Consider the following 25609-nt stretch of genomic DNA (forward strand, 5'->3'; position numbering starts at 1 on the left):
TCAGCAATCCGCAATTCCTAGGCTGTGAGCCACTCGTCGCGCTGCGACTGCACGGCGATGAAGACGCAGCCGTGGATCGTCGAGACGCCCTCGTGGACCGAACCCGGCTCGGCGCGGCAGTAGTCGCCGGCTCGCATCAATTCACCCGCGACCAGCAGGTCGCCCTCGATCACGTACGATTCTTCGACATCGGTGTGGCGGTGGGCGATCAGCGTCGCACCCGGTGCCATGCGCACGAGCTTGGTGCTGTAGCCGCGTTCGCCATCGACGTGCAGGGTCTTGATCTCAACGGCGGGGGCATTGCCTGCATTCCATTGCAACCCGGCGGAGCGGACGATGCGGACGCCGGCGTTCTCGGTCACGGTCGCGCCGCTTGCCTCAGTCGCCTGTACTAGCACGCACGCGCGGGCGGCCGCGGGCGGTGTCTGGGGGCGGGCCGCACGTCCGAGTTCCGCAGTGACGGCATTGAAGGTGCGCACTTCGGCTGCGCAGATCTCGCACCCGCTGGCGAGGTGCGCCTCGAACACCTGCGCGTCCTCGCCACGCAGGGCACCCAACGCGTACAATGCGGCCTGCTCTTGCGCGTCTTCAAGCGAGTGGTCGGGTCTCATTGTCCAACTTCCTTACCAACTGCCAACGTTCCCGGCGCCAATGGCGCGAGCTGTTCACGTAAGCGCAGCATACCCAAGCGGATGCGTGTCTTCACGGTCCCTAGAGGCTGCCGGAGCTTCGCGGCGATTTCGGTATGACTGAGGCCGGCGAAGTACGCAAGCTCGATGGCTTCGCGCTGCTCGACGCTCAGGCCCGCCAACGCGCGGCGCACGAACCGCTGCTGTTCAACCGCAATGGTCGCGTCCTCGGGCTCCGGTTCGGCAGAGGGAACGGCACTGGCCGCGTCGAGCGGTTCGCTGGCCTGGTCGCGACGACGCGCGCGCAGGAGATCGATGGCGCGACTGCGGGTCAGCGTCATCAACCACGACGACGGTGTCCCGCGACTGGGGTCATACGCCTTGGCGCTGCGCCAGGCTTGGGCGTAGACCTCGACTACGATGTCTTCGGCCGCCGTGCGATCGTTCAAAATACGCACCGCCAAGCCGAACACCATCGCGCTGGTGGAGTCGTACAACTCGGCAAGCGCGGCGTGATCACCGGCGGCGGCGCGACGGACGATCGCAATCGATTCGGACTCCTTGACCGCCCGCTCCGGTGACTCCGCCCAATGCATACGTCGTAACGGCATTTCTATCACCCGCGCTCGGCCACGGGCAACATACAAACTCGCTTGCGAACTGGTTTGGGCTGTACGCGCGATCATCCGTGTTACTCATACGATCGCGGTGCGCGATTTGGATCTCTGGGCGGTCAAATGTTTCCGAGCAGGATCATCGGTCCGGTCGGTTTGGGAACGCCGGCGGCGGGCTCGATGGTAACCGCCGCTGCTTGAACCGCCCCGGCCCCGGTCGGCACTGCCACCTCGATACGGCCGAGGCCACGCTCGTCGGGACGGAACACGCCGGCGTTGATCGGGCCTTCCTTCTCGGTGATCCACCACAGCTCGTACGCCTTCTCTGGGGGCAGCGGCTTGAGATCGAAGGCGTAGAACAGGGCGCGACCGTTGGCGCTGATGAGCACGTGGCCGTCGCCCGGTTGCGCCTGCGGGGCTTCCTTGAGCCGCACTAGACGCAAGCCGGGGGCTTGGACGATCGCGAGCGATTCTTGCGCTGCGGCCAGCACCGCACGCAGTGAGGTCAGGTCCTTCTCCTGCGCCGTCAGTTGCTGCGCGACGCGATCCAGGTTGCCGTGCGCTGCGGTCAGATCCGCGCGCAACTGCGCCACCATTTGCTGCTGCCCGTTCAGCGTGCCGCGCCATTGGACGTCGCGCGCAATGCCGATCGCCAGCAGCGCGGTTGCCGCCAGCGCCAACGCGACCAGCGGCCAGCGGCGGAGGGACACCACTGTGGCCGGTGGTCGCGCGCCGGCACCACTCGCACGTACGCGCTCGAACAACGCCAGCTTGAGATTGGGCGGCGGCGCATCCTGTCCGCCCAGCGCAATCACGCCGACCAGCTCGCGCCAACTTGCCAGCTCGCGCTCACACCCCACGCAACCGGCGGCGAGGTGGGCGGTGATCTCCTCCCGTTCGTGGGCATCGAGCGCACCGAGCGCATACGATGAGAGGTCGGCGTAAATCTGTTCGTGCGTCATGATGTGACCGACAAAACCGGCGCCAGCGTTTGCCGCAGCGCGATCATGGCTTGTCGGATCCTTGTCTTCACAGTACCGAGAGGTTCATTGAGACGATTTGCGATCTGCGAGTGCGATAGTCCTTCATAGTACGCCAATTCAAGCGCCGTGCGTTGCACCGCCGGTAAGGTGGCGATCGCCTCACGCACCAATTCGCGGCGCTCGGCAAACTCGGCCGTTTCGTCGGGTTGCTGCACCGCATTCACCGGAATCGGGTCCTCGACTTCCGTGCGCTTCGCCGCACCGGCCGCGCGGATACGATCGATCGCGCGACTGCGCGCGATGGTGAACAGCCAACTCTGGACGCTCCCGTGGTTGGCATTGAAGCGCGCGGCTTGCCGCCACAGTTGGAGAAAGGCATCGAGGCAGATCTCCTCCGCCGTACTCGGATCGCGGGTGATGCGCAACGCGAGATGATACACCGCGCCGCCAAAGCGGTCGTAGAGTTCGGCCAATGCGTGCTGCTCGCCGCGACCAAGCGCGAGCGCGAGTTCCTGCGCTTCCACTACCTTTCCTCGGCTCCCGCTGTCACCTACTCATTCTACCCTACGCGCAGCGGAGACACTTGGATGTTTCCCGCCACGCGCGCTATGGCGCCGGCGTCCGCGCGGGCTGAATCGCCGTGGGCGGGACCCAACTGCATTGCATGCCGCACGTCCCGAGCGTTGCACCGGCGTCCTTGACGCAACTGCCCTGGCACTCGAACGGCGACATGCAGGGCTCGCCGCTGCGCTTGAGCGCGGCGCACTTGCCGTCGACGCAGGCTGCGGCGCCTTCGCAGACGGTCTTGTCGCAGGGTTCGCCGATCTTGGGTGGCGGTCCGTTTTCGCAGCGACCCGCCGCGCAGTGTGCACCGGCCGTGCACTGTTGATTGGACAAGCAGGACTCGCCGACCGCGGCGAATGGAGCGCACTGACCTTGGAAGCAGTGACCCACGCAGTCGGGGTGGCGCCGATCATCCGTCGGCTGACGGGCGTAGGTGACCAGCGTATCGACGGCCCTGCTGCACGCACCGCCGACCGCGCTCGGCTCTCGACACACGCCGGCAACCGTTGTCCGCGCGCCACCGCAGATCAACCCGTCACGACACTCCAGCGTCGAACGGCATTGCGCGCCCGCCTTCAGCTGTCCTTGGATGATTCCCAGGCAGGCATCGGGCGGTGCGGGTTGAAGTGGCCTAACCCAATCGCAGCCGGCGAGCTGCTTCGAGGTTTCCTCGATGCACCGATCGACGGCGCTCGCTTCGATCCGCACCGCCCCGTCGCGCAGCGTGGCGGTCAGAATACGCGCGCACTCGCTGGTCAGACCTTCCGATGCCGATGTGCCACAGCACTCGGCCTTTCGGCGCTGCGGCAAGGCCTGCAGCGCGTCGCAGAGACGCTCCGCGAGCGGGTCGGGTTTCCCGATGTCTTGCGGATACAGCGGTTTCGCTTCGGTGATCTGCGCTTTGGTGGGCAGCTCTGTCGCAGGATTGCCCTGACTCGACGGCTGGCACGCCGACAGCAGCAACGCCAGCAAGACGAATGGCGACCAGCCGCGGCGCACCCAATAGAGCTGCATCATATTTCGTTGCCTCACATGCGGTCATTCAAAACGAGCGAACGGCCCCCGGCGATGAATCGCCGGAGGCCGTCGGGTGTTCGCTCAGAAGAGCGCAATTACGGATTGTCAACGTTCACCGCTCCATGCCCCTCGGTGAGTCCCTGGTGCGGACACGCATGCCAGGGGAATTGATCGAGATAGGTGCCATCTTGATAGTCCACGTCGTCGCCAACGTGGAGCGCTCCGCCGGTTACGATCAAGGTGATCGTCGTATCGCTGACGTCGACCGTCTCGCGGTTTCCGCCGGGGGTTAGCCGGCGACCGTTCGGGAACGCGGAGTCGGTGGCTACATCCACCCGCAGCACGTCACCGGTGGCCGACAGCGGAACGTCGTGAGCGCCCTGCGTCGGAATATTCTTTAGGTTGATGGTGTCGATGATATCGAAACGATCTCCTTTGAGCGTGGCCAAGGTGGCGCCGCCGACTCCAAGCGCCGCATAGGTGCCAAGCGCCTCCTCGTCACGTACCAGGACCGGGCGCAGGAAGTACGCGCCGAAGTTGGCCACGTCGTTCTTCGGTTGAGTGCGCAGGTACAGACCCTGATCCTGCGTGCCGATCAGCCCGGCGTTCACCAACGGCAATCCCTCGCGGCCCACCTGCACCCACGGCCCGCACGAGATGGTGCTGTCTTGGTTGGGCTCATAGCGCCGGTCGCGCCGGCGGCTGGCCGAGGCCCACACGCCGATCAGCGAGTCGTTGCCCGGTTGGCCGTTGTGCGGGATCGAGGACGTGCCGAGGATCTTGGTGGTGGGAATTTCCAGCGCGATCACGTTCAGGTTGTACCCGTCGAACACATCCTCGCCGCGAGTTCGGCGGGCGCCGATGCTGCTGTATCCTTCGGGGAGCGCACCGCCGATGGGCAGTGCGCCTTTGCCGAGGTTCAGCACGTCGAAGATGCCCTTCTCGTCCAAGTAGTACGCATCGTCGCGCGTACCCGCCCACGACCGTCCTTCCGAGCCGCCGTTGCCCAGCGGCGCAATGAAGCTGCGCGCGAACGCGTCGTTGTTCTTGCAGTACAGACCTTCTTCGTTGGATCGCTGGGTATCCGCGATTTCCGCGGCGTTGTTCGTGTACGGCTTGAAGCCGAGGCCGTCGTCTTGGAGGCGGCCGGGGTAGCGCTGGAGGTACACCAGTCGGTCGGTGCGCGGGCCGACATTGGGCGGCGCGACTTCGGGCGGATTGTTCTCATCGGTGATCAGCGTGGACACCGGCGCGCCGCTCGGCCCGTTGGGGTACTCCACCTTGGTCACCTTGTAGTACTGACGCACGCCGCTCTGCTGAATCAACAGCTCATTGCCACAGTTGATGAGATCCGGACTGCCGTCTTCCTTGGTGCAGGTTTTGCCCTTCTCGAACTGGCGCGGCGTCGTCGAGAAAAACTGGATCTGGTAGGTAAGATCGTCGTCGAGATCCGCCGTGCCACGCGCGATGTGGAACTCGTACAGCACGTCCTCACACAGTCGTGCCTGCTGATTGCCCTGGCCGGGTTCGTGCAACCCGGCATAGCCGGAGATCAGGTACAGCTTGCCGTGGTCACCAGGGGTGACCCACGCGTAGACGTCGGTGTTGTCGATGCACGGGTCGTTCACCGTGGCCAGGGCTTCGCGGTGACTGGAAGCCTCGGCCTGCGGCGCCGAGACCATTGCGGCTATGGCGGCGAGCAATCCTGCCGCGAGGCTGATCCCGCTGATTCGCTTCTTCATGCTGGTGCTCCTTTCCTGACTAGAGGTGTCCATTCCAATCGCTCCTGAGAAACCATCTCAAACCATCTTCATTCGCCCGTCATGTCGCGGGCGTCATGTCGCACAACCCGGTGCCGGTCCCCTGGCAACCGAAGGGCAGGCATGTACCCAGCGTCTGCTGATCACAGCCGGTGACCGCGTTGATGCAGCGTGCCACGTCGGTGGTGAGCCGGCCGGCGCAGTCTTCCGTGCTGAGGCACGTGCCTCGCTGATTGAGGAAGCACTGAGTGCAGCTCGCGAGCTTCGTACAGGCTGCGCTCGCGCTCGTGTTGCCCGTTGTCGGCGTGGCCGTTGGCGGCCACGTCGGCGTCAGCGTATGCGTCGGAATCGCCGTCGCAGTCTGGGTTGCGGGCGGGGCGGTCGGAGTCGGTACGGATGTCCCGCCATCGCTGTCGCCACAGCCGACGAGCAACGCGGCTGGAAGAATCAGAATCGCCAGCCGTTTGCTGATGGAGCCGAACCGGCTTCCTCCGTATGGAGCAGTCCAAATCATAGTAGTTCTCTCCTTGCCTGCGCGCGGGGGCGCCTGCGCTCTTTGCGATGTGCGACCAACGCAGCTCATACGCGGCGCCGTGCTGATTGGATTGCTGTGGCTTCGTCGCGCACCGGCGTCGCATTCAGATGTCACTACGCATGCGGCGATCGAAATGGATTTCTTGAGTGGGAGACAAAATGGAAGACCAATCGGATTTTCGAAAACCGTTTTTCCACCTGCATCGTATAGAGGGCTAGGAAACGTGAGCTTCGATCTTGTCAGCAGATTCGACGATGCAGGCTTTCGGCACACGACGTAGGTTCGCGTATCTACTCGGCGGAATCATCGCACTGTGGAATCCGCGCATCGCGGCGGCGCTTCCGTACGTCCCGACCGACGATGAGGCGGTGTTGGAACGACTCCCTGTCTCGCCGCTGGATACGAGCGCGCGGAAGGTGCGGGCGATGCGCGCCGAGCTGGCTCAGCAACCCGGCAACATCAGCCTCGCCACACGAGCCGCCTGGCTCTATGTCGAACAGGGACGCGCCCGCTCCGACCCGCGCTACTACGGCTACGCCCAAGCCGCTCTCGCGCGCTGGTGGGCGTCGCCCGAGCCTCCAGTTTCAGTGCTGGTCTTGCGGGCAACGATCCGACAACACAATCATGACTTCGAGGGCGCCCTGAGCGATCTCACGCGCGCGGTGCAGGCCGATCCCGACAACACGCAGGCATGGCTGACGCGAGCGGTGATACTGCAAGTCCGCGGTGAGTACGCCGAGGCGAGACGGAGCTGCGAGCAGGGGCTGCAGCGGGCGACGCCGTTGGTGGCAGTCATCTGCACCAGCGGCGTGGAGAGTCTCAACGGCGAAGCGCACGAGAGCTATGCGATGCTCCGGCGCGCCCTCACTGAAACGTACGAAGCAAATCCCGGCGTGCGCCTGTGGGCGCTGACGCTGTTGGCCGAAATTGCTGCGCGACTCGGCGACGCCACCGCCGCCGACGCGCATTTCAAGCAAGCCATCGCGCTCGGCGTGCCGGACGACTACCTGCTCGCGGCGTATGCGGATTTTCTTCTCGATCAAGGCCGAGCGAACGCGGTGATCGACCTCTTGGCAGACGCGACCCGCGCCGATGCGCTGCTGCTGCGTCTCGCGCTCGCCGAGAAAATGGCCGCTGCTCCCGGCCTCGACGAACATGTCGAGACGCTGCGCGATCGATTTGCGGCCGCTCACCTGCGCGGCGATACGGTGCACCGGCGTGAGGAGGCACTCTTCGCTCTCCATCTGTTGAAGCAGCCCGCGCCAGCGCTCCGACTCGCGCGCGAAAATTGGGCAGTCCAGCGCGAACCCTCGGACGCACGCGTGCTCTTGGAGTCCGCGATCGCCAACGGCGAGCCGCGGGCCGCGCAACCGGTGCTGGATTTCCTCGCGCAAACCAAACTCGAGGACACGCAACTCGCCGCGCTTGGCGAACGACTACGAGCAACGCGACCATGAAGACTCTGATCGTCTTCGTCCTGTTGATGTGGGCGGTGGCCGCCCATGCGCACAAGCCGAGCGACAGTTATCTGAGCTTGGATACCAGCCAGCCGCAAATCCACGGACAGTGGGACATCGCGTTGCGCGACCTCGACTATGCGATTGGTCTGGACAGCAATGGCGATAGCGCCATCACTTGGGGCGAGGTGCGCACGCAGCAGAGCGCCATCGCTGCCTACACGCTGGCGCGGCTTCACATCGAGGCGAGCGGGGTCGGCTGTGTCACCGAAGTGACCGAGCATCTCGTCGATCACCACTCGGACGGTACCTACGCAGTGCTGCGCTTCACCGTCAACTGCCCGCGACCAGCGGACGCGCTCGACGTCCGCTACGGTCTATTCTTCGATCTCGACCCGCAACATCGGGGATTGCTGAACTTCACCAACTCCGGCGGTACGCGCACGGCAGTGTTCAGTCCTGATCGCCCGACGCAACGGCTCGATTTGGCGACACTGAGTCCATGGCGATCCGTCCTGGACTTCTGGCGCGACGGGGTGTGGCACATCTGGACCGGCTACGATCACATCCTGTTTCTGCTCACGTTGCTGATGCCCGCGGTGCTGCGGCGCGACGCCGGCCATTGGCACGTCGTGCCGCAGTTCCGCCCGGCGTTGATCGAGACGCTGAAGATCGTGACCGCATTCACGCTGGCGCATTCCATTACCCTCAGCCTGGCGGCGTTGGGAACGGTTCACCTGCCGTCGCGGCTGGTCGAGTCGGGCATCGCCGCTTCGGTGGTCTGTGCGGCGCTGAACAATACCTATCCAGTATTCCACCAGAGCCGTTGGCTGGTTGGCTTCGGCTTCGGGCTGTTGCACGGCTTCGGTTTCGCAAGCGTGCTGGCGGATCCCGGATTGCCAACGGGATCGCTGTTGCTGGCGCTGGTCGGATTCAACACCGGGGTCGAAGCGGGTCAATTGGCGATCGTCGGTTCGTTTCTTCCGCTCGCCTACGTCGTGCGCCGTTCGTGGTTCTACCAACGCTTCACCTTGGTCGTCGCGTCGTCACTGATCGCGGTGCTCGCCGCGGTGTGGTTCGTCGAGCGAGCGCTGGACCTACGACTGCTCTCGTCCTGAGGCACCGCGCTGATCGCGATGCGCTGCGGCGCGATTTCTGATATGCGCAACGCGCAGTGGGTACAACAGCTCGTGTCCGCTGATTGGGATCACGTGCGATTCTTCGAGGTCGGCCATGGTGACCGGCAACCCGCGACGCATCCGCTCGTGATTTCATGGATGGTTCGTCGCGTCCGTCTCGGGAAACTCCTTCATGTAGCCGATGACGGCGTTGACTTCTGCCTCGTCGAGATTCTGGTTGGGCATGACGATGTCGCCGAATTCGTGCGACCAGGTTTGCAGCTCGGGATCTCTCGCTACTACGGCAGCCGGATCTTTCAGCCACAGGGTGAGCCACTTGTCGTTGCGCCGCTTGGTGACCCCCGCCAAGTCGGGGCCGATGAGTTTGCCGCCCCCGATACGGTGACAGGTGTTGCACCCGCGATTCATGAAGATGTAGCGGCCTTGTTGGCCCAGCGGGGTCGTCGAGGACGGCGGGTAAGGCACGTCGCGGACCACGGGCAGGACTGCGGTCGGGCGCTTGCGCGCTGCCGGAATGTATTGCGGCGGGAAGCTGATCCGTTGCCAGCTCAACATCAGCAGCGCCAGCGCCTTCGCCTGGTCGTCATTGAGGCGGTAGTTGGGCATGCCGCTGCGTTGCACGAGCTTCTGTGGGCTCTTGAAATGTTGGATCTGCCAATTCAGCGCCGTCTTCGGTCCATCGACAGCCGAGAAATCCAGATATTCGGGGTTGAGGTCGCCATCGTAACTGAGATCCGAGGCGGCCAAACCCCCGCTACCTAACAGGCCGTGACACGATGTACAGTGTTTCTTGTCGAAGATTTCCTTAGCCATGTTGACGAGGTCCGTTCCCGCCGTCGAGTCGTCGTGGCGATGACAGGTGTTGCACTTGGTTTCCATCAGTTGCGCCCTGGTGAGACCATACTGCGTGGCCAAGGCGGTGGTGAGTAACGGATCATCCCAATGCTCGACGAGGCCATGGGCGCCCGCCTCGTCAAGCGCGTAGCCCTGCCCGCCGTGGCACGCCGTGCATCCAAACGTCGGAAACGGATGCTTCGCCATGTAAGGCAAGTCGGGATGCGCGCGGTAGAGCGCGGGCAGCTCCGGAAGCGTCGAGATCGATGCGTCGTAGTTGACGTGACAGCTCATACAACGATCGACGCGGTCGAGCGCCGGCAACCAAATCTGTTGCACATCCTCAGGGACCACCGACGCAGCATCGTACGCGCCGCGAGCCTTCAACAGGTTGCGAAACGTCTCGGTATGATGCTTCCATTCGGGCGTGTACTCGCGCACCACCACCATCAGGACAGCCAGCAGCGACGCGGCAGATGCGACCAGCAGTGGCCAAAAGTCCCGATGTTCGAGAAATCGTGAACGCATGGTGGGCTCGCTCACAATCGCCGTGGGAGCTCCGGCCAAGCTTGCCACGGCCAATACAGCCCCCAGTATGGGCCGCGTATCAGCACGCCGACCAGAACCAAGATGAGAATAACCACCGCGATGACGCCGAGCGTCGCGTTTTGCACTCGACGCTCGGGCGGAAACCACTTGCCGATCGTCCGGAGCGGGCTGCGATCGAGGAATGGCCAGGCCACTGCCGCCAGGAGCAAAAGCCCGGGCACCACAATGCCGCCGATGAGCCCGCCACTGATAATGATCCCTCCCAAGCGCACAGTCGTGATCGCCACCAACTCTTGCAACCAGAGAAAGTACCACGGCGCCTTGGCCGGGTTCGGTGTCAGGAACGGATCCGCAGGCTCTTCCAAGGGTGCGCCGGAAACCAGACTCAGGATGATCGTGATGGTGAATACGGCAAGGAAGACGAGCACCAATCGACGTACCAAGTGCGGGGACGAGAACGCCGCGGACTCATCGCCTCGCGGTCCGGCCGCGCGCACTTCCAGGCTCGTACCCGGCGTGACGCCGAACAGGGAATAGGTTTTGCCTGGCGCGCCTGCCGTATCACGGGCGGCAACTGGGCCCGCTGCGGCGGGATCGGTGACCGCCATCCCGCCATCCCGCCGAATACGCCACATGTGATACGCGAACAGGAGCACCACGGCAGCGGGCAAGACCACAACGTGCAACACGTAGAAACGCACGAGCGTGCTCTGACCGATTTCGGTGCCACCCAAGAGAACAAACCGCAACGCCTCGCCAACAATCGGCGCTTCTTTGGCGATGTTCGTCCCGACGGTGACGGCCCAAAACGCCAACTGATCCCACGGCAGCAGATAGCCCGTGAAGGAGAGGAACAGCGTTAACAGCAGCAACACCACGCCGACCAGCCAGTTGGCCGCGCGCTGCGCGCGGTACGCGCCGGTGAAGAACACGCGCAGCATGTGCAGGAAAACGGCCATCACCATCAAGTGCGCCGCCCAGCGGTGCTGGTTGCGCAGCAGCCACCCGAATGCGACGACATACTGAATATCCTTGATGCTCCAGTATGCCTTCTCGGTAGATGGCACATAGAAGAACATGAGGAGCACGCCGGTGACGATCAGGATGAGGAAGAGAAGTGCCGTGATGGCTCCCAACCACAGGCTGTAGCGCCATCCGAAGCTTTCCTCGTCGACCTTGGCCGGGAACCAATGCAGCCAAAGGTTTTCGACAATTGCCGTGCTGGCTTCGAGCTCGCTCGCCGGACTCCACGTCCAGCTCACCCAACGCCACAGTCGTTTCAGTCGCGCGCGCATGCGCCTTCCCTCCCCAAAGCCTTCGCCGGACTGTTCTTACGCGACGGCGTAGCGATAGGTGGGCGGCACCATCTTGCCCGAGTCGACCACCAGAAACCCATCGCCGGACACGCTCAATGGATACCAGGCCAGCGGCCGCGGGGCGGGCCCGGCAAACGGCTCGCCATCCGCCTTGAACTTGCTGCCGTGACAGGGACAGTCGAACTCTCCCTGCTTGTCCTTCCATTCCACCGTGCATCCCAAGTGTGTGCAGGTGGCGGCGATGACGTGGAACTGGTTGCGTTCGCGCATCACAAAGAGGCGATGCGTGGGAACGAAGGTCACGCCCTCGGGATATTCGGCGGGTTTGCCGAGCTTGAATTTTTTCGACGGCTCGTAGAGGACCCGCGGCACGAACGCGCGCACCACTCCGGCGAACTGGGTGACGATCGCGGCGACGACCGACCACTGGCCGATCCATTGCAACACGCGGCGGCGTTCAGGCTCGGCCGGCAGCGACATCGTTGACCTCCTCGAAACGGAATCGTTCCATCGTGATCGCGCCGGTCGGACACCGAATCGCACACAACCCGCACCGAATGCAACGTTGCTCGGCATAGAGGAACGCCGTGTGCGATCGATCAGCCGGCGCGATAGCCGCGACGGTCGCGGCATCGGCGGCACTCAGGACCAATCGCTCCACCGGCACGAAGCTAATGCAGTCTTCCGGGCAGATGTCGGCGCAGCGGGCGCACAAGACGCACAGGTCGCGATTGTAAATCGGATGCACGTGACAGGAGAGACAGCGATCCGCCTGCTGCCTCGCCTCCGCCTCGGTGTAGCACCGCTCGACCTCGGTGATACCCGTCCGCCGGTCGACGGGCACGACCGGGACGTGGCGTGCGAGTCGCTCGTAGCTGTCGGGCATCCGATAAGTAGCGAGCGGCTGCTCTTCGACCACGATCCGCATCGCCGGCCGATCGCGGCCGCCGCTGAGGTAGGCATCAATCGAGGCCGCCGCGCGCTTGCCGTGCTCGGCCGCCGTGATGAGCAAACCGGGTGGAAAGGCGCCGTCACCGCCGGTGAATACGTCGGGTGCGGTGGTGGCGAGTGTGGCGGGATCAACCGTGATCAGTCCGGCTGGAGTGAGCTCGACGCCGTCCTCCGGCCGCAGAAAGCTGTAATCCGAGCGCTGTCCGATGGCCAGCAGAATGGTCTGGGCCGGGACGACGCGCTCGCTCCCGGAAACGAAGGTGGGATTGAAACGCCCGTGCTCGTCGAAGACCCGCGCACAGCGAATCAGCTCGATACCGCTGGCGCGCCCATTCTCTCCGACAATGCGCTTCGGGCCCCAACCGGAGATGAAGTCGATGCCCTCATCGCGTGTCACGTCCATCTCTTCGCGACCTTGGACCGAGCGCATCGCCGGCATCTCATCGAGTTGCTCCAAGCTCACCACCGAGACCTCGAGCGCGCCGCGCCGGCGAGCTTCGCGCGCAGCATCGAGAGCGACGCGCACTTCCGTTCCGATCAGGCGCCCCAGCTCGTTCGCCGCCCGTTCGGCACCGCTTAGCAACAGCCGCACGGCGGTGCGGGCCGCGTCGAGCGCCACCAGTCCACCACCGACCACGACCACGCGTTGGCCCACCTCGACCCGGTACCCGCGATTGACGTTGAGCAGGAAGTCGATGGCCTTGATCACGCCGTCCATGTCGCCACCCTCGATGGCCAAGTCGCGACCGCGGCCGGCGCCGACGCCGAGGAAAGTGGCGCGATAGCCAGCGGCGCGGATCTCCCGCAGACCGAACTGCGCGTCGAGCGGACGGCTGAAGACGAACTCGACGCTCAGGTCGCGGATTTCGTCGATCTGCCGATCGATCACTTCACGTGGCAGGCGATACTCAGGAATGCCATAGCGCATCATCCCGCCGCCGTGCTCCATCGCTTCGAACACGGTTACGGCGTAGCCCATGATCGCGAGATCATGCGCGCAGGCCAGTCCCGCGGGACCCGCGCCCACAACCGCAACCTTGGCGCGCGCGCCGCGCTTCACTCCGAGTGATTCGGCGTGGCCCGGCGTCGTGCTGCGGCCGGCGCCACGGCACGTCTCCGGCACCAGATCAAGATGCAGTGGCGTGAAGGACTCCGCGCCGAACCGCTCAGTGACAAAGCGCTTCAACGGGCGGATGGCCACCGGAGCGTCGATCGCGCCGCGCCGGCACGCGTCCTCGCACGGAGCGCCGCACGTGCGCCCGCAGATGGAGGCGATGGGATTCGGCGACCGCGCCACGGCGTAGGCCTCCGCATAGCGTCCCTCCCCGATCAGTTGCACGTAGCGGCCCGCGTCGGTTTTGACCGGGCACGCGGCGAGACACGGAACGTTATCGCGAAACCACGCCAGCGGACGGATCGCTGCTGATATCCGCTCCGCCACGGTACTCATCGAGCCGGCCCGCGGCTCTTCACGGCTCTTTACAGAAGCCGCGGACGTACTTCACCAACCCTTTGATTTCTTCTTCCGACAGCGTGCCGCCCCACGGCTGCATGTCGGCGGACATGCCGATCGAATCGCCGCCCTCGCTGACAACCTTGATCAGCTCGTCATCCTTCTTGTCCTTCATGACTTTGCAGTCGGTGTAGTCGCGCGGCTTCGGGTTGAGCATGGACGCCCCCGGTCCGTCGCCCTTGCCCTCGTCCCCGTGACACTTACGACAGTAGCTCTGGTAGTTCTCCTTCGCTTTCGCGAATGCCGCGTCTTCAGCCGCCGCGGGCGTCACATGCAAGAGCGTCGGCGCACCTACCAAGACAATTGCGCACACCAACGAATGAACGACCCGCATGGGAATCTCCCTTCTCCGTTTCGCGGCCTAGTGACGGCGCAACGGATCCGCCGCTATTCCGCTACCACCACGTGTTGAACGGCGGGTGCTGCCAATCGATGACGCTGCCGTCCGCAGCAAAGACGACGGAGCCACTGCCGACGTCCGGATACGAATAGTACCAGACCGTATTCGCGCTGACGTTCATCGTTCGCTCGGGACGACCGATCAGTGCTTCAACCTGCTGCAAACTCATGCCTCGCGTGATGTTGTGCCAGCCCTCACGGGCGTTCGCTCGCGGAATTGACGGCGTTGTGGCCGACCTGGCCGCCGGTGCGGCGTTCTCCAGGACCGCCGCGGCCGGAGCAGTCGACTCCGGGCGCGACGACACCTGCCGCTCCAAACCCTCAACTCGGGTATCGAGCACCTGGAGCGTCTGTTTAAGTGCCGTGACCTCCTGACGCAAATCGTCGATGTCGTTGCTCTCGGCCCGTCCGGGTGTACCGCCAATCAACCCCGCCGTCACGACGATAAGCACAACCACGAGGCGCGACTTCATCTCGTTGTCTCCCTCACCCAGGCGGCCGGAGCACGTGTCAGTACATCAGCCATAAGAGGACGTAGAGCGTATTGTTGTCGAACGCATCACGGCTTGAGCCGTCGTAGTTGTTGGCGCGCCCATTAAACTCAGTGTAGACGGTGTACATAGCGGACAAGCGCACATTTTGCCATGGAAAGTAGGCAATTTCGGCCAGCACACCATCGCTATCGGGACTGCCGTTGGCACTGCCGCTGATCGCCGCGGGTGCATAGAGGATCGGATCGGAAGTTCCGTGGGTCAGAAAGTAGCCGAGCGATAGCGCCACCTGATTCTGGTAGTGATAGATGCCGTCGAGTCGAACAGTGTGCAGCTTGTCGCTTTCGTTCGACGAGCCGCCGGCGGCGTGCGTGGCGTCGAGCTGTTGATTCTCGTAAATGTAGGTCGCGTGGGCCGACAGCGAGTTTGTGCCGAGCGCTCGCTCGTATTGGGCGTCGAACGCGAAGTCGGTGAATTTGTTGGTAGCGCCGCTAGTGCCGGTTGGAATCACTTGCGCAAAGAGTCCGAAGGTACCGACTTCGATATAGTTCGGTCCCGAAGTCTGTTGCCAAGCCACACGCCAGTAAGGGGCGACATCCCGTATCGTACCATTGCTGGTCGTCGTTGGTGGTTGCGGTGCGCCGATTTGTGCCGAGCGGTAGAGGGTGACGTTCGCGTAAAGGTGCTTGTTCCACAGAAAGTAGCCGCCCAATCCCGCCACTTGCTGCGCCAGCGCACCATCGACGAGCGCACTTGCCGCCGGAGTGGGGGCCGAGTCGGCGGAGGCAAACGGGAAGGCCCACGCGGGCGTGCTGTGCCAGAGGTCCTCTACCGTGGGGTTGTTGTTGAGCGAAACGCCATAGATCAGTTCTCGGTCACCGATCGTGGTGTCGTCGGCGTACCGGATGTCGGTATTGTCAAGGCTGAAGTTGTCGTCCTGGCCAGTGTACGTCACCTGCAGGAACGTGCCGATATGAGGCGTGATCTCGCCGGCTAGGAAGATGCTGAGCTGTTGCGGGAACTCGACGTTGGCGTTCTGCGTGCCCGGCTGCTGCGCGTCGGTACGCGTTAGAGAAGTCTGCAACATAACGGACAGGGGAAAGGTCCGATTGATGTTCAGCGGCGCCTCCTTGTCCGTCCCCGCTTCCTCAAGTTGTTCCTTCATCGCCTGCGTCGTGTACCCGTGCATCTTGAAGGCTCGCCCGAACGCCGTCAGCTCGAGAAAGACGGTATGGCAGGAGGAACACGCCAAGCCGGTCTGCCGCGCATAGCTCGGCACTGCCCCGGCATCGCGGACTCCGAGCACCGTGAACGCCAGCAGCGCAACGGAGATGATTACGAGGCGTCCGTCTGCCTGTTGGCTACTGGTCTTGGTTTCTTCCCAGACTCCCAAGCGAAACCACTTCATCGCGGCCTCCTTTGTCGTGAGGTATCTGGTAGTCGCTCGTTCTAGCTAGACCGCTTCAGCACAAGTCCTGCCACGCCCCCCGAATGAATTGGCTGCGCACAAGGATTCGGTGTTTTTCCGGTTCGTGAGAAATCCCAGTTCGATTTTCTCAAGTTCCATCGAAGACTGCTGACTGTGAAGTCGCATCAGCCGAGCAAGGCAATGGCGACCGACGCCAAGAAAAGGCGCGACTCATCACCACCACTAGTTCGCGTTCAACCTCAAGTGCTGGCGAACTGTCTCGGCGGCAAATTGGACGTGCTCGCGCGCGGTAGTTTTTGACATCGTACCCAGCGGCGCGTAGGAGTCACCACCCTCATGGGCCGCAGTTCGCACCAACTGATCAGCGCCGTCGCCATCGCGGCGATCGTGGCACTCTTTACGGCGCCGATAGCAGGTCCGCTCGCCAGGGCGTGCGACCACTGTCCGCCGCAGTGTCCGATGCACGCCCGGGGCGTCGGATGCCATCAGGGCAAGACGATGGGCTGTCACGGTCAGCGAAGCGGGCTGAGACTGATGAGCGCGTGCAGCCACGCTGCGCACGAGCAGACATCGACAGCAACCGCGCGCGCCGTGCTTCCCGCGCGCGACACCGTCGTCGCGGTATCGTTGCCATCGCGAGTCATGCCGCAGCTCTACGCCTGCGCGGCGCAGCTCGCGCCCGAACCACCGACCGACCCGCCGAGAGCGTTCCGCGCCTGATCTGACACAGTTTCACTTCTGGTTACTTCAACCCGTCGCATCTGCGGCGGAGGAAGGCGCGCATGCGAACCTTTTGCACGTGCGCCGTGATGATCGTGCTCGGCTGCTTCGTAGTAACCGAAGTGCGCGCTCACGGCGTGGTCGGACAGCGATCGTTCATCGAACCCTTCGTCACTGAGGACGTTGACCCCAAGAACGAAATGGTCATCGCCCGTCCGGAATGGAATCATTCCCGTGACGGCAAGTCATTCAGCCTCGGCTTTGGTCTGGAGAAAAAGCTCGCGGATACCCTCAGCATCACGCTCGACTCCGAGTGGGACAGCATCAGCCCACACGATCCGGCTGAGCCGCAAACCACTGGCTTCAACAATCTCGGCATCACCGTGAAGGACGCCTTCTACATCAACCAAGAGCACGAGGCGATTCTCTCTGCCGCGTTGGAGGCGACGGCACCGACGGGGACGTCCGATGTCGCTGCCGAGCAGGCTTGGTCGTTCAAGCCGTTCTTCCTCTACGGCAAGGGCTTCGGCGATCTGCCACGATCGCTCCGCTATCTACGGCCCTTCGCCATTCAAGGCGACGCGGGGTTCGAGATCTCGATCGATCACGATCGGACGACGACCCTCGCACACAACCTCACGCTGCAGTACAGCATCCCCTACCTCGAGGCCTTCGTCCGCGACGTTGGTCTTGAGTGGCCGTTGAGCGATCTCCTTCCCATGACCGAATTCAACTTCGAGCACGGCATCAACGGACAAGCAGACGGCACGAGGATCATCGCGACACCGGGTATTGTCTACATGGATCGCTACCTAGAGATCGGCGTAGCCGGCCGCTTCCCGCTCAATGATACGGCGCACCAGGACATGGATTGGGGCGTGATCGGAATCGTCGACCTGTTCATCGACGACATCTTCCCCGCTAGCGAGTGGCAACCGTTCTAGGTGCGCGATGAGCCGCGCGTGTGGGGTCAACCGTCCAGGGATCGCCCATAGCCGTGACGCTGGTTTTCACACAGGCGACGGATTCGCAGATCCCTTCTCACATACGAGATAACACTGCGGCCATCGGCGTGAGAGCTGCGACCGACAGAGCGGGAACAGTCCTTGCTGCGCTAAGCGCCGCCCGAGTGGGCAAAGATTCGAGGGCTGCGTGATGGAACTGACTCGCCGGGATGTTCTCAAACTCGCTGGCGGTGCGATCGTGGCCAGCTACGTTCCTGCCGTTGCGATCGAACGGTCACCGGTCGGCTATCTATCGTATCTTCCCATCCGCCGGCTCCAGCCTGGACGCGCGGAAGCAGAACTCATCGCGATGCCCGCATTGGCATCGGTCGCGGGCACCACCGCAAATCTCTGGACGTACAACGGGACTTTTCCAGGCCCCGTGTTGGTCGTCCGTGAAGGAGAAAGAGTTCGGGTGCGGTTCCGCAACCGTCTGAGCGAGCCAACCAATGTACACTGGCACGGTCTGCACATTCCGCCATCAGTCGACGATCCGTTCCTGATGGTCGCCCCGGGTGAAACAGTCGACTACGAGTTCGTCATTCCCAACGGATCGGCCGGCACCTACTGGTACCACCCGCATGTGCATGGTCGAGTAGCGCAGCAGCTCTTTGCCGGTCTCGCCGGCGCGGTCGTCGTGAAAGGGCCGATGGATTACTCGCGCGAGTTGCGTCGTGCCGAGGAGTACACGCTCGTCTTCAAAGACATCACACTCGCGGCTGGCGGCGTAGCCGCACACACGCCCTTCGATTGGATGAATGGCAAAGAGGGCGAACTCCTGTTGGTCAACGGCGCGCTGCAGCCGACGCTTTCTCCGCGCCGGTCGCTTCTTCGGTTGCGGCTACTCAACGCCAGTAACGCTCGCTACTACCGACTGAGTCTGGAGGGACACGACCTGCACCTCATCGCGACCGACGGAGGTCTCCTGGCAGCGCCGGTGGCTGTACCCGAGTTGCTGTTGGCACCAGGAGAGCGCTCTGAAGTGCTCGTCCAGTTGCAAGGCGTTGGAGAGTTTCGCTTGCTCAATCTGCCGTACGACCGCGGGACAGCGATGATGGGAGGGATGCATCGGAATGCAGGCCGAGGCACACTCGCAACCACGCAGACGCTGCTGACCATCTCATCGTCAGGTGTGGCACGACCCACGCTCCCCAGAAGACTTTGCGTAGTCGAGGCTCTGGCACCAGGCGCCGCGAGCGTTCGGCGGCGATTGGTACTCAGTGAAGGCATGATGATGGGGACGGGGTTCTTCATCAACGGCAAGACGTTCGATCCGAGCCGGACGGACATCGCGGGACGGCTAGGCGATGTCGAACTGTGGGAGATCGAGAACCGCGGGCGGATGGACCATCCGTTTCACCTTCACACGTACCCCTTTCAAGTGCTGTCGCGGAACGGAGTTCCCGAGCCGTTCGTGGCGTGGAAGGACGTTGTGAATGTTCGCGCCGGAGAGATCGTGCGTCTCGCAGTCGCCTTGCGCGACTTCGTTGGGCGAACCGTCTTCCATTGTCACATCGTCGAGCACGAAGATCGCGGCATGATGGGCGTTCTCGCCGTGTGAGGGACACAGTCGCGGCGGCGCACTTCTTTCTCGGGCTCGCCACTCACTTGCGTTTCCTCTTCATGAACCTCGTCACGGTTCCGTAGGCAGGTTCCGGCCCAGCAAGCGCCTCAAGGCTGACGTGCTCAATGTCTTCCAAGTCACCTAACTTGCTTGTCCAAATCCCAGGGCCGTTTTGCCTGGCCGTATGACTCGGCATGCCGCGATGATCGACATAGATCGCGATCTTCTCGAACCCCGCTTCGTGCCCACCGTCATCGCAGACGCTGTAGCCACGCGACCCAAAAGCACGAGTATAGCCATCAAGAGTCTCATCATCGGAACCTGTCAATGGAAGCGGCCAGTAGAGCCCGCCGTATGGAGACGGTTGCCACCAATGCCGATCGTCCTCCGCGGCCCAGGCGTGACAGTTGTATCGACGCGTGTCTGGGCTTGTAATCTTGTATCCGCCTCTTTTCAGTTGCGGAAAACACGCTTCAATCTTTTGCTTAGACACGTCGTCGATACCCATGGTATCGGGCGCCCCACGACAACCATGCGCGCACCGCATCATCATAGTTGTCAATCCCAGCCGCAGCGTCCTGGCGGGCGATCGCCTTCAGAGCCCAGAACCAATGTCCACCGGTCGTTTCAAGATCACACAAAATGAGCGGTATCACTTTCTCACCCATGCCGATGATCTCTTGGTATGCTGGGGACATTACCTTGCGGAGGATATTGGAAAAGTGATCTGTTTCCCGGTGCCAGTCGTCAGCGAGACGGCGAAATTCCGCTTCGTACGTGTCGGATGCTGCAAAGATCGAAGCCGACAGCCTACGGGCCAGAAGGCCCCTGATCTCCTCAATTCGGAAACTGACGCGCCCTCTATCGCCCCGAGACAAACGTCTCTGATCAGCAATCGCCCGCGTGGTATCCTGAAGCACGTTCAGGGCATATTCGGCGAGCGCGTCGATGCTCAGCTCGACGCTTATTCCCTTGGGTGAAGTATTGCTCTGTGCGCGATGAGTCCCGCGGCGAGTGCCCAGGTCGATGACATTCGATGTTACGTCGGACCCATCGTTGGCTTTGTGCGACGCAGCATTCGGCGTCATGATTTGCCGTGACCGCGAGGACGCCGTCGGCCAGGAAGTGACCTCGGCGCTGGCTCGCGTAACTCCTCCTGGGTGAGACGAGCCACGAATTTTCCGAAATTGGTCTGGAGCAAGTCGATAATGCTCTGCATGACTGGAGGGGTGATGGCCAGCCGTGCAACACATTGGGCCGTGACAGAAGTCGGCGGATCGCTCTCGGATAGGACCATTGGCAGTTGCGATTGAAAGAACGAGAGGTGGAAGATCCCCTTGTCGGGAAGAGCCTGGCATGACGCCAGATCCGCAGACAGCAATGGCATGTTGTCTGGAAATTGAAAGTCGACACGAACCGTGATCCTTCCTTCACCCTCTGCCATTGCCGCTCCTCAATGGGACAACTATCACGTTCCTGTCCCATATGTGAAGCCAGTACTCGGGCGTGGCTGCATGTGGTTAGCCGGATCATTAAGACTCCCTCGGAAGCCCGGCAAGTTGTGAAGCACCAACGGCGGCCGGTGACGACCCAGATCAAGCTTCGAACATCGCGCTGATGTCGCGAAAGCTCACGGCATCGGCCGCGAAAGCAAAGGTCCCGCGTTCTCGCATTTCCCGCGCCGCGCGTAGAAAGGCGCCGAGCGCGGCGCGGGAGAGCGCACTGCCGACACTCACGCGCTTCACTCCCATCGCCGAGAGCTCGGCGAGACTGAGTTGCACGCCTTGCAATCCCATCACGACGTTCACCGGGCGGTCGACGGAGCTCACCACCGCGGCGATGTCATCTTTGCTGGCCAGCCCCGGTGCGTAGAGCACATCCGCCCCGGCCTCCTGGTAGGCCTGCAGCCGCTTGATCGTGTCGGCGAGATCGCGCCGCCCGACCAGGAAGTTTTCTACCCGCGCCGTCAGTGTGAAAGGAAACGGCAGCGCGCGTGACACCTGACTTGCGGCACGGACTCGCTCGACCGCAAGCGGCAACGCATAGATCGGATCATCCGCGCGACCAGTGGCGTCTTCGATCGACCCACCGACGAGCCCCGTTGCCGCGGCGAGCCGCACGGTTTCCGCGACCGTCTCCGCGTCATCGCCGAAGCCGTTCTCGAGATCGGCGCTGACGGGCAGGTCGGTGGCGGACACGATGCTTCGAACATGGTCCAGCATTTCGTCGCGACCGATCGCCCCATCACGCCGCCCAACCGAGAACGCATAGCCGGCGCTGGTAGTCGCGAGCGCCTCGAATCCGAGGTGCGCCAGCAACCGCGCGGTGCCGACGTCCCACGGATTGGGAATGATGAACGCGCTGTCGCGTTCGTGCAGTGCGCGAAAAGCGATTCCCTTTTCGGTTTGAGTTCGCATCAGCATCTCCACACTCGCGGGCGCTCAACAATCCACCAAGGTGTCCCATGCGGCGCGGTCATCCTACGACGAACGGGCTCGCAAACGGAACCGCGGCGGCGCGATAGGGACGGGCCATCGCATTACATTTCATCCGGCGATCTGCCGATCCGACCAAGGTGCGTGTCGTGAAAATCGCTCGGATATTTCAGACCGTATCCGAGCATGCGATCGAATCCAATGTGCGCAAGCCAGATCAGCCCCGCAATCGTCAGTGGCCGTGCGGGTTCGAGCTGCGACACGACCAGCAGCGCGAGTGGTCCGATCGTGCTGTGGGCCACGTTGTACACCCACGCGCCCAACCGCGGACCGCCAAGGTATCCGACAAACGACACGTCGGGTACCAAGAAGAGCAGTGCGAATAGTCCCCAACCCCGCCCGAGCCACACGTAGCAAGCTACTGCGAACGCCAGCGCGGCAGCCGCCTCGATGCGAAGCCAGATGCGGGGAGCATCACGCGGGAGAGACATCGCATCCTTTCGTCGCCGGCTCAGCCTGAGTTCGCATCAGCATCTCCACCTCGAGGGTGCTCGACATCGCGCTGCCATCCTACGACGAACGCAGCCGCTAACGGAATCGCCATTGCGGCGCATCTACCCAGGAACCGAACCCCGTTCGCGGCCGGGCGCACCGTCGTGCGCCCCTCCAAGGAATTCGCTTGTCTCGTGTCGGTCCAAACTGCCGCACCACGGTCGGCGCCGACATCCGAAACGCGCGCCCACTCGTACTAGAGAACGATGAGAATCCGGGTGACGGTCGACGCTTGGCTGTGTTAGGGCTGGTCCGCGATGAAGCGTGTCCGTCGCCAATTGAACCGCTGGACGCCGCTGGTGCTCGCGCTCTTTCTCAGCGCGATCGCCGCGCCGCGCGCCGGACTGTTCTTGCATCATCATGCCGACGGTGACCACGCCCACATTCACGCCGATGGTGATGATCACGACGCGGATCACGACCATAAGCTCGCTGCCGCGCATCATCATCACGACCTCACTGTCGGCGCGGCCGAGGATGAGCCGGAGATCGAAGCGCCGGACCACGACGAGAGCGGTCACTGGCACGCGCAGAATCGTTTTCACCGCGCCCTTGCGCCAGCACTGATCACGGTCGATGACGTTCAACTCGTTGCACGGCTTCGTGCGTCTTCCGATGCTCCAATAGTCGACCGCGCCGCACTCCCCGCCCGCGCTCGCGGCCCGCCGCTCGTTCTGTAGCTTCTTCTGAATACGAGATTCTTCGATCAACGTTCGGGCTTCATCGGTCACGGACCGTGAGCCCGTGTTGTGTAGCGGAGGTTCATCAATGCGAAACCGGAGCCGATGGCTCCGCCTCGCAGCGGTGGCGTGGTGTTTCGCCGTCGTGGCTCGCGCCGAGGAGCGCGGCGCGGCTGAGACACAGCCGGCCGCAGAGGCAGCAGAAGAGCGCTCGGCACCAGCGACGCCTGAAGTCGCCAAGCCGACCGGAAAGGGACGGGCTCAACTCACCGAAGTCGTCGTCGAGGCGAAGAAACCCTTGTCGGCCGCGTCGTCGGACGAGATCCGCGAGAAGGACTACGAGTTGCGGCCGCACGCCACCGTGATGGAGATTCTCAACAGCATTCCGGGACTGGTCGTGGCGCAACATCAAGGCGGCGGCAAGGCACCGCAATGGCTCATCCGCGGCTTCGACGCCGACCACGGCACCGACGTGGCCGTCTTCGTCGACAGCATGCCGATCAATTTGCCGACGCATGCGCACGGCCAGGGCTACGCGGACGTGAACTTCATCATTCCGGAAACGGTCGAGCGCTTCCAACTCTTCAAGGGCCCGTACTTCACGCAGTTCGGCGACTTCGCCAACACCGGCGCGCTCAACTTCATCACTAAGGAAGAGTTCACGGAGAACTTCGCCCTCGCCGAAGGCGGATACTTCGGCACTCAGCGCTACGTACTCGGGGCGTCGCCGAAGTTGCCGTGGGCGAAGACGTTGCTCGCGGCGCAGGCGTTCTCAACCAACGGCCCCTTCGTCAACCCGCAGCACTACTGGCGCTACAATGGCTTCGCCAAGATCACGCTCAACCCGACGCCGGAGTCGAACTTCTGGATCGACGGCACGGTATACGACGGCGATTGGGATGGTTCGGGACAGATCCCGCTACGCGTCGTACAGCAAGGCTCGCTCGTCACCAATCCGGAGACCACCCCAGCGACGACGCGTCCGTTCGGTCGCTTCGATTCGATCGATCCCACGGAAGGCGGTTCGACCGATCGCGAAAACCTCGACGTGCACTACACGTACACGCCGACCGCGCAGGACGTGTGGTCATTCCAGGCCTACGCCAGCCGATACAAGCTGCAACTGTTCTCCGACTTCACTTTCTTTCGGGATACGGGTCTGCGGTTCACGCGGCTGTCCAACGGCGATATCTGCGATACCACTCACGGCGACTGCGGTGGATCAGACAACTACATCCCAGGCGACGGCATCGAGCAGAACGATCAGCGCGAGATCTACGGCGGCAAGGCCAACTACACTCACTACTGGGCGCTGCTCGATCGCCCGGTGCAAAGCCAAGTGGAAGTCGACACGAACAACAATCACATCAACGTCGCCCTCCACCGGCAAGTGCAGCGCCAACGCTTCTACACGATCAACCAGTTGGCGGTTCAAGAGGACACGGTCAGCGCCTGGATGCAGCACCAGATCTTTCTCACCGATTGGCTGCGGCTGGAAACCGGCCTGCGCGGCGACGTGTTCTTCTTCAACGGATCGGATAACCTTCCCGCCTCGGTGACAACCCAACCGAATTGCGATCCGGCGAGCGGTCCGCGCTGCGACCGCAATTTCACCGCGGTGCGCATCGCCGGCAACAGCACCAATTCCATCGTCAGCCCCAAGCTCAACCTGGTGATCACGCCGATGCCCGACACCGATATCTATCTGAACTACGGCAACGGCTTTCACTCGAACGATGCGCGCAACGTGTTGCTCGCGAAAGCCCACCCGCAGCAGGCCGGCAACGTCAGCTCGGCGCTGGCGCAGTCGACCGGCTACGAGTTGGGGGCACGTACTCGCCAGTTCGATAGGGTCGATCTCGCCACCGCGCTGTGGCTGCTCGATCTGAGCGACGAGCTGATTTTTTCCGGCGATACCGGCGAAGCATCCCTACCAGCGGGCGCGACGCGACGGTGGGGAATTGATTTCGAGACCCGTTGCCAATTCACCGACTGGTTGTTCCTGGACTACGATTTGAGCTATGCGGACCCCCGCTTTCGCACCGGTGAAAACCCGGGCGGTGCGATTCCCTTGGCGCCCATCATCCTCATGAACGGCGGTCTCACCACCGAGTTCGGCAGCGGCTTCTCGGCGGCGCTACGTCTGCGCTATCTTGGCGACCGTCCGGCCAACGAAACGCGCACGCTGACGGCACCGGGCTTCACGCTCTTGGACTTGCTTGGCAAATATCGCTGGCGGAATGTCGAAGCCGATCTCAGCTTCTTGAACCTGACCAATACCGACTGGCGCGAGGCGCAGTTCGACGACCAGTCGTGCGTACGCAGCGAGGTCGGTGGCGGGGACTGCGCGCTGCATTCGCCTGGCAAGCAGGGCACGTCATCGTCTAACGCCGGCGTCACCGACATCCACTTCACCCCTGGCAATCCGTTCTGGATACGCGGGGGGTTGGCGGTATACTTCTAGCGACAATCTC

General features: G+C 63.0%; 26 protein-coding genes. 7 read left to right on the top strand and 19 right to left on the bottom strand.

What is annotated here, in order from left to right; all coding sequences use genetic code 11:
* Window positions 1–17 precede the first annotated feature (17 nt).
* The 7 genes from HYR72_21690 to HYR72_21720 all read right to left on the bottom strand — a co-directional run bounded on the left by HYR72_21690 (window position 18) and on the right by HYR72_21720 (window position 6081).
* Window positions 18–611 carry a cupin domain-containing protein gene (locus tag HYR72_21690; GenBank protein MBI1817598.1) on the bottom strand — a complete coding sequence of 198 codons (594 nt, stop codon included), beginning with the start codon at window positions 609–611 and terminating at the stop codon, window positions 18–20.
* A complete protein-coding gene (locus HYR72_21695; protein MBI1817599.1) occupies window positions 608–1240 on the bottom strand; it encodes a sigma-70 family RNA polymerase sigma factor in 633 nt (210 codons plus the stop codon). Before HYR72_21695 ends, HYR72_21690 begins: the two co-directional genes overlap by 4 nt.
* Window positions 1241–1362: 122 nt before the next feature.
* Entirely contained in the window at window positions 1363–2205 is an 843-nt protein-coding gene (locus HYR72_21700) for an anti-sigma factor (GenBank protein MBI1817600.1), read from the bottom strand.
* Entirely contained in the window at window positions 2202–2750 is a 549-nt protein-coding gene (locus HYR72_21705) for a sigma-70 family RNA polymerase sigma factor (protein ID MBI1817601.1), read from the bottom strand. Before HYR72_21705 ends, HYR72_21700 begins: the two co-directional genes overlap by 4 nt.
* A gap of 82 nt (window positions 2751–2832) precedes the next feature.
* Window positions 2833–3822, bottom strand: coding sequence for a hypothetical protein (locus HYR72_21710; protein MBI1817602.1), 990 nt, complete (start codon window positions 3820–3822; stop codon window positions 2833–2835).
* Window positions 3823–3902: 80 nt separating this feature from the next.
* Window positions 3903–5549 carry a DUF4331 family protein gene (locus HYR72_21715; protein MBI1817603.1) on the bottom strand — a complete coding sequence of 549 codons (1647 nt, stop codon included), beginning with the start codon at window positions 5547–5549 and terminating at the stop codon, window positions 3903–3905.
* Window positions 5550–5628: 79 nt separating this feature from the next.
* Window positions 5629–6081, bottom strand: a complete 453-nt coding sequence (locus HYR72_21720) for a hypothetical protein (protein MBI1817604.1) — start codon at window positions 6079–6081, stop codon at window positions 5629–5631.
* A gap of 275 nt (window positions 6082–6356) precedes the next feature.
* Here HYR72_21720 and HYR72_21725 point away from each other — a divergent pair, with 275 nt between their 5' ends.
* Together HYR72_21725 and HYR72_21730 are read left to right on the top strand one after the other, a co-directional pair.
* Entirely contained in the window at window positions 6357–7559 is a 1203-nt protein-coding gene (locus HYR72_21725; protein ID MBI1817605.1) for a hypothetical protein, read from the top strand.
* A complete protein-coding gene (locus HYR72_21730; GenBank protein ID MBI1817606.1) occupies window positions 7556–8677 on the top strand; it encodes a HupE/UreJ family protein in 1122 nt (373 codons plus the stop codon). The genes HYR72_21725 and HYR72_21730 overlap by 4 nt, the downstream gene beginning before the upstream one ends.
* A 153-nt stretch (window positions 8678–8830) precedes the next feature.
* On the opposite strand, the gene HYR72_21735 is transcribed toward HYR72_21730, so the two are convergent.
* From HYR72_21735 to HYR72_21765, 7 genes are all read right to left on the bottom strand, one after another.
* Window positions 8831–10060, bottom strand: a complete 1230-nt coding sequence (locus HYR72_21735) for a cytochrome c (protein ID MBI1817607.1) — start codon at window positions 10058–10060, stop codon at window positions 8831–8833.
* An 11-nt stretch (window positions 10061–10071) separates the two neighbouring features.
* Window positions 10072–11376: a cytochrome b N-terminal domain-containing protein gene (locus HYR72_21740; protein ID MBI1817608.1), complete on the bottom strand. Its 1305-nt coding sequence runs from the start codon at window positions 11374–11376 to the stop codon at window positions 10072–10074.
* Between the two features lie 36 nt (window positions 11377–11412).
* Window positions 11413–11877: a Rieske 2Fe-2S domain-containing protein gene (locus HYR72_21745; GenBank protein MBI1817609.1), complete on the bottom strand. Its 465-nt coding sequence runs from the start codon at window positions 11875–11877 to the stop codon at window positions 11413–11415.
* The gene (locus HYR72_21750; protein MBI1817610.1) at window positions 11855–13798 is read right to left on the bottom strand and encodes an FAD-dependent oxidoreductase; all 1944 of its coding nucleotides are present in this window, start codon (window positions 13796–13798) and stop codon (window positions 11855–11857) included. The genes HYR72_21745 and HYR72_21750 overlap by 23 nt, the downstream gene beginning before the upstream one ends.
* Before the next feature lie 19 nt (window positions 13799–13817).
* Window positions 13818–14195, bottom strand: coding sequence for a cytochrome c (locus HYR72_21755; protein ID MBI1817611.1), 378 nt, complete (start codon window positions 14193–14195; stop codon window positions 13818–13820).
* Between the two features lie 61 nt (window positions 14196–14256).
* Window positions 14257–14733 carry a hypothetical protein gene (locus HYR72_21760; protein MBI1817612.1) on the bottom strand — a complete coding sequence of 159 codons (477 nt, stop codon included), beginning with the start codon at window positions 14731–14733 and terminating at the stop codon, window positions 14257–14259.
* A gap of 37 nt (window positions 14734–14770) precedes the next feature.
* A complete protein-coding gene (locus HYR72_21765) occupies window positions 14771–16159 on the bottom strand; it encodes a cytochrome C (protein MBI1817613.1) in 1389 nt (462 codons plus the stop codon).
* A gap of 357 nt (window positions 16160–16516) precedes the next feature.
* Here HYR72_21765 and HYR72_21770 point away from each other — a divergent pair, with 357 nt between their 5' ends.
* The 3 genes from HYR72_21770 (at window position 16517) to HYR72_21780 (ending at window position 19465) form a co-directional block, all read left to right on the top strand.
* Window positions 16517–16900 carry a hypothetical protein gene (locus HYR72_21770; protein MBI1817614.1) on the top strand — a complete coding sequence of 128 codons (384 nt, stop codon included), beginning with the start codon at window positions 16517–16519 and terminating at the stop codon, window positions 16898–16900.
* A 62-nt stretch (window positions 16901–16962) separates the two neighbouring features.
* Window positions 16963–17844 carry a hypothetical protein gene (locus HYR72_21775; GenBank protein MBI1817615.1) on the top strand — a complete coding sequence of 294 codons (882 nt, stop codon included), beginning with the start codon at window positions 16963–16965 and terminating at the stop codon, window positions 17842–17844.
* A 211-nt stretch (window positions 17845–18055) separates the two neighbouring features.
* Complete coding sequence (locus tag HYR72_21780) at window positions 18056–19465, top strand: multicopper oxidase family protein (GenBank protein ID MBI1817616.1); 1410 nt, start codon at window positions 18056–18058, stop codon at window positions 19463–19465.
* Window positions 19466–19508: 43 nt separating this feature from the next.
* Here the strand turns inward: HYR72_21780 and HYR72_21785 are convergent, their stop codons facing one another.
* The 5 genes from HYR72_21785 to HYR72_21805 all read right to left on the bottom strand — a co-directional run bounded on the left by HYR72_21785 (window position 19509) and on the right by HYR72_21805 (window position 22394).
* On the bottom strand, window positions 19509–19976 hold the full coding sequence (locus HYR72_21785) for a hypothetical protein (protein MBI1817617.1): 468 nt from the start codon (window positions 19974–19976) through the stop codon (window positions 19509–19511).
* Complete coding sequence (locus tag HYR72_21790; protein ID MBI1817618.1) at window positions 19954–20556, bottom strand: hypothetical protein; 603 nt, start codon at window positions 20554–20556, stop codon at window positions 19954–19956. The genes HYR72_21785 and HYR72_21790 overlap by 23 nt, the downstream gene beginning before the upstream one ends.
* A complete protein-coding gene (locus tag HYR72_21795; protein ID MBI1817619.1) occupies window positions 20553–20912 on the bottom strand; it encodes a hypothetical protein in 360 nt (119 codons plus the stop codon). Before HYR72_21795 ends, HYR72_21790 begins: the two co-directional genes overlap by 4 nt.
* A 151-nt stretch (window positions 20913–21063) precedes the next feature.
* On the bottom strand, window positions 21064–21885 hold the full coding sequence (locus HYR72_21800; GenBank protein MBI1817620.1) for an isocitrate lyase/phosphoenolpyruvate mutase family protein: 822 nt from the start codon (window positions 21883–21885) through the stop codon (window positions 21064–21066).
* Window positions 21886–22007: 122 nt separating this feature from the next.
* Window positions 22008–22394 carry a DUF4260 domain-containing protein gene (locus HYR72_21805; GenBank protein ID MBI1817621.1) on the bottom strand — a complete coding sequence of 129 codons (387 nt, stop codon included), beginning with the start codon at window positions 22392–22394 and terminating at the stop codon, window positions 22008–22010.
* Window positions 22395–22712: 318 nt separating this feature from the next.
* On the opposite strand from HYR72_21805, the gene HYR72_21810 reads away from it, so the two are divergent.
* Window positions 22713–23135 carry a hypothetical protein gene (locus tag HYR72_21810; GenBank protein MBI1817622.1) on the top strand — a complete coding sequence of 141 codons (423 nt, stop codon included), beginning with the start codon at window positions 22713–22715 and terminating at the stop codon, window positions 23133–23135.
* An 88-nt stretch (window positions 23136–23223) separates the two neighbouring features.
* A complete protein-coding gene (locus tag HYR72_21815) occupies window positions 23224–25599 on the top strand; it encodes a TonB-dependent receptor plug domain-containing protein (protein ID MBI1817623.1) in 2376 nt (791 codons plus the stop codon).
* Window positions 25600–25609: the final 10 nt, after the last annotated feature.

This window comes from Deltaproteobacteria bacterium, assembly GCA_016178705.1.
Lineage (GTDB): Bacteria > Desulfobacterota > Binatia > HRBIN30 > JACQVA1 > JACOST01.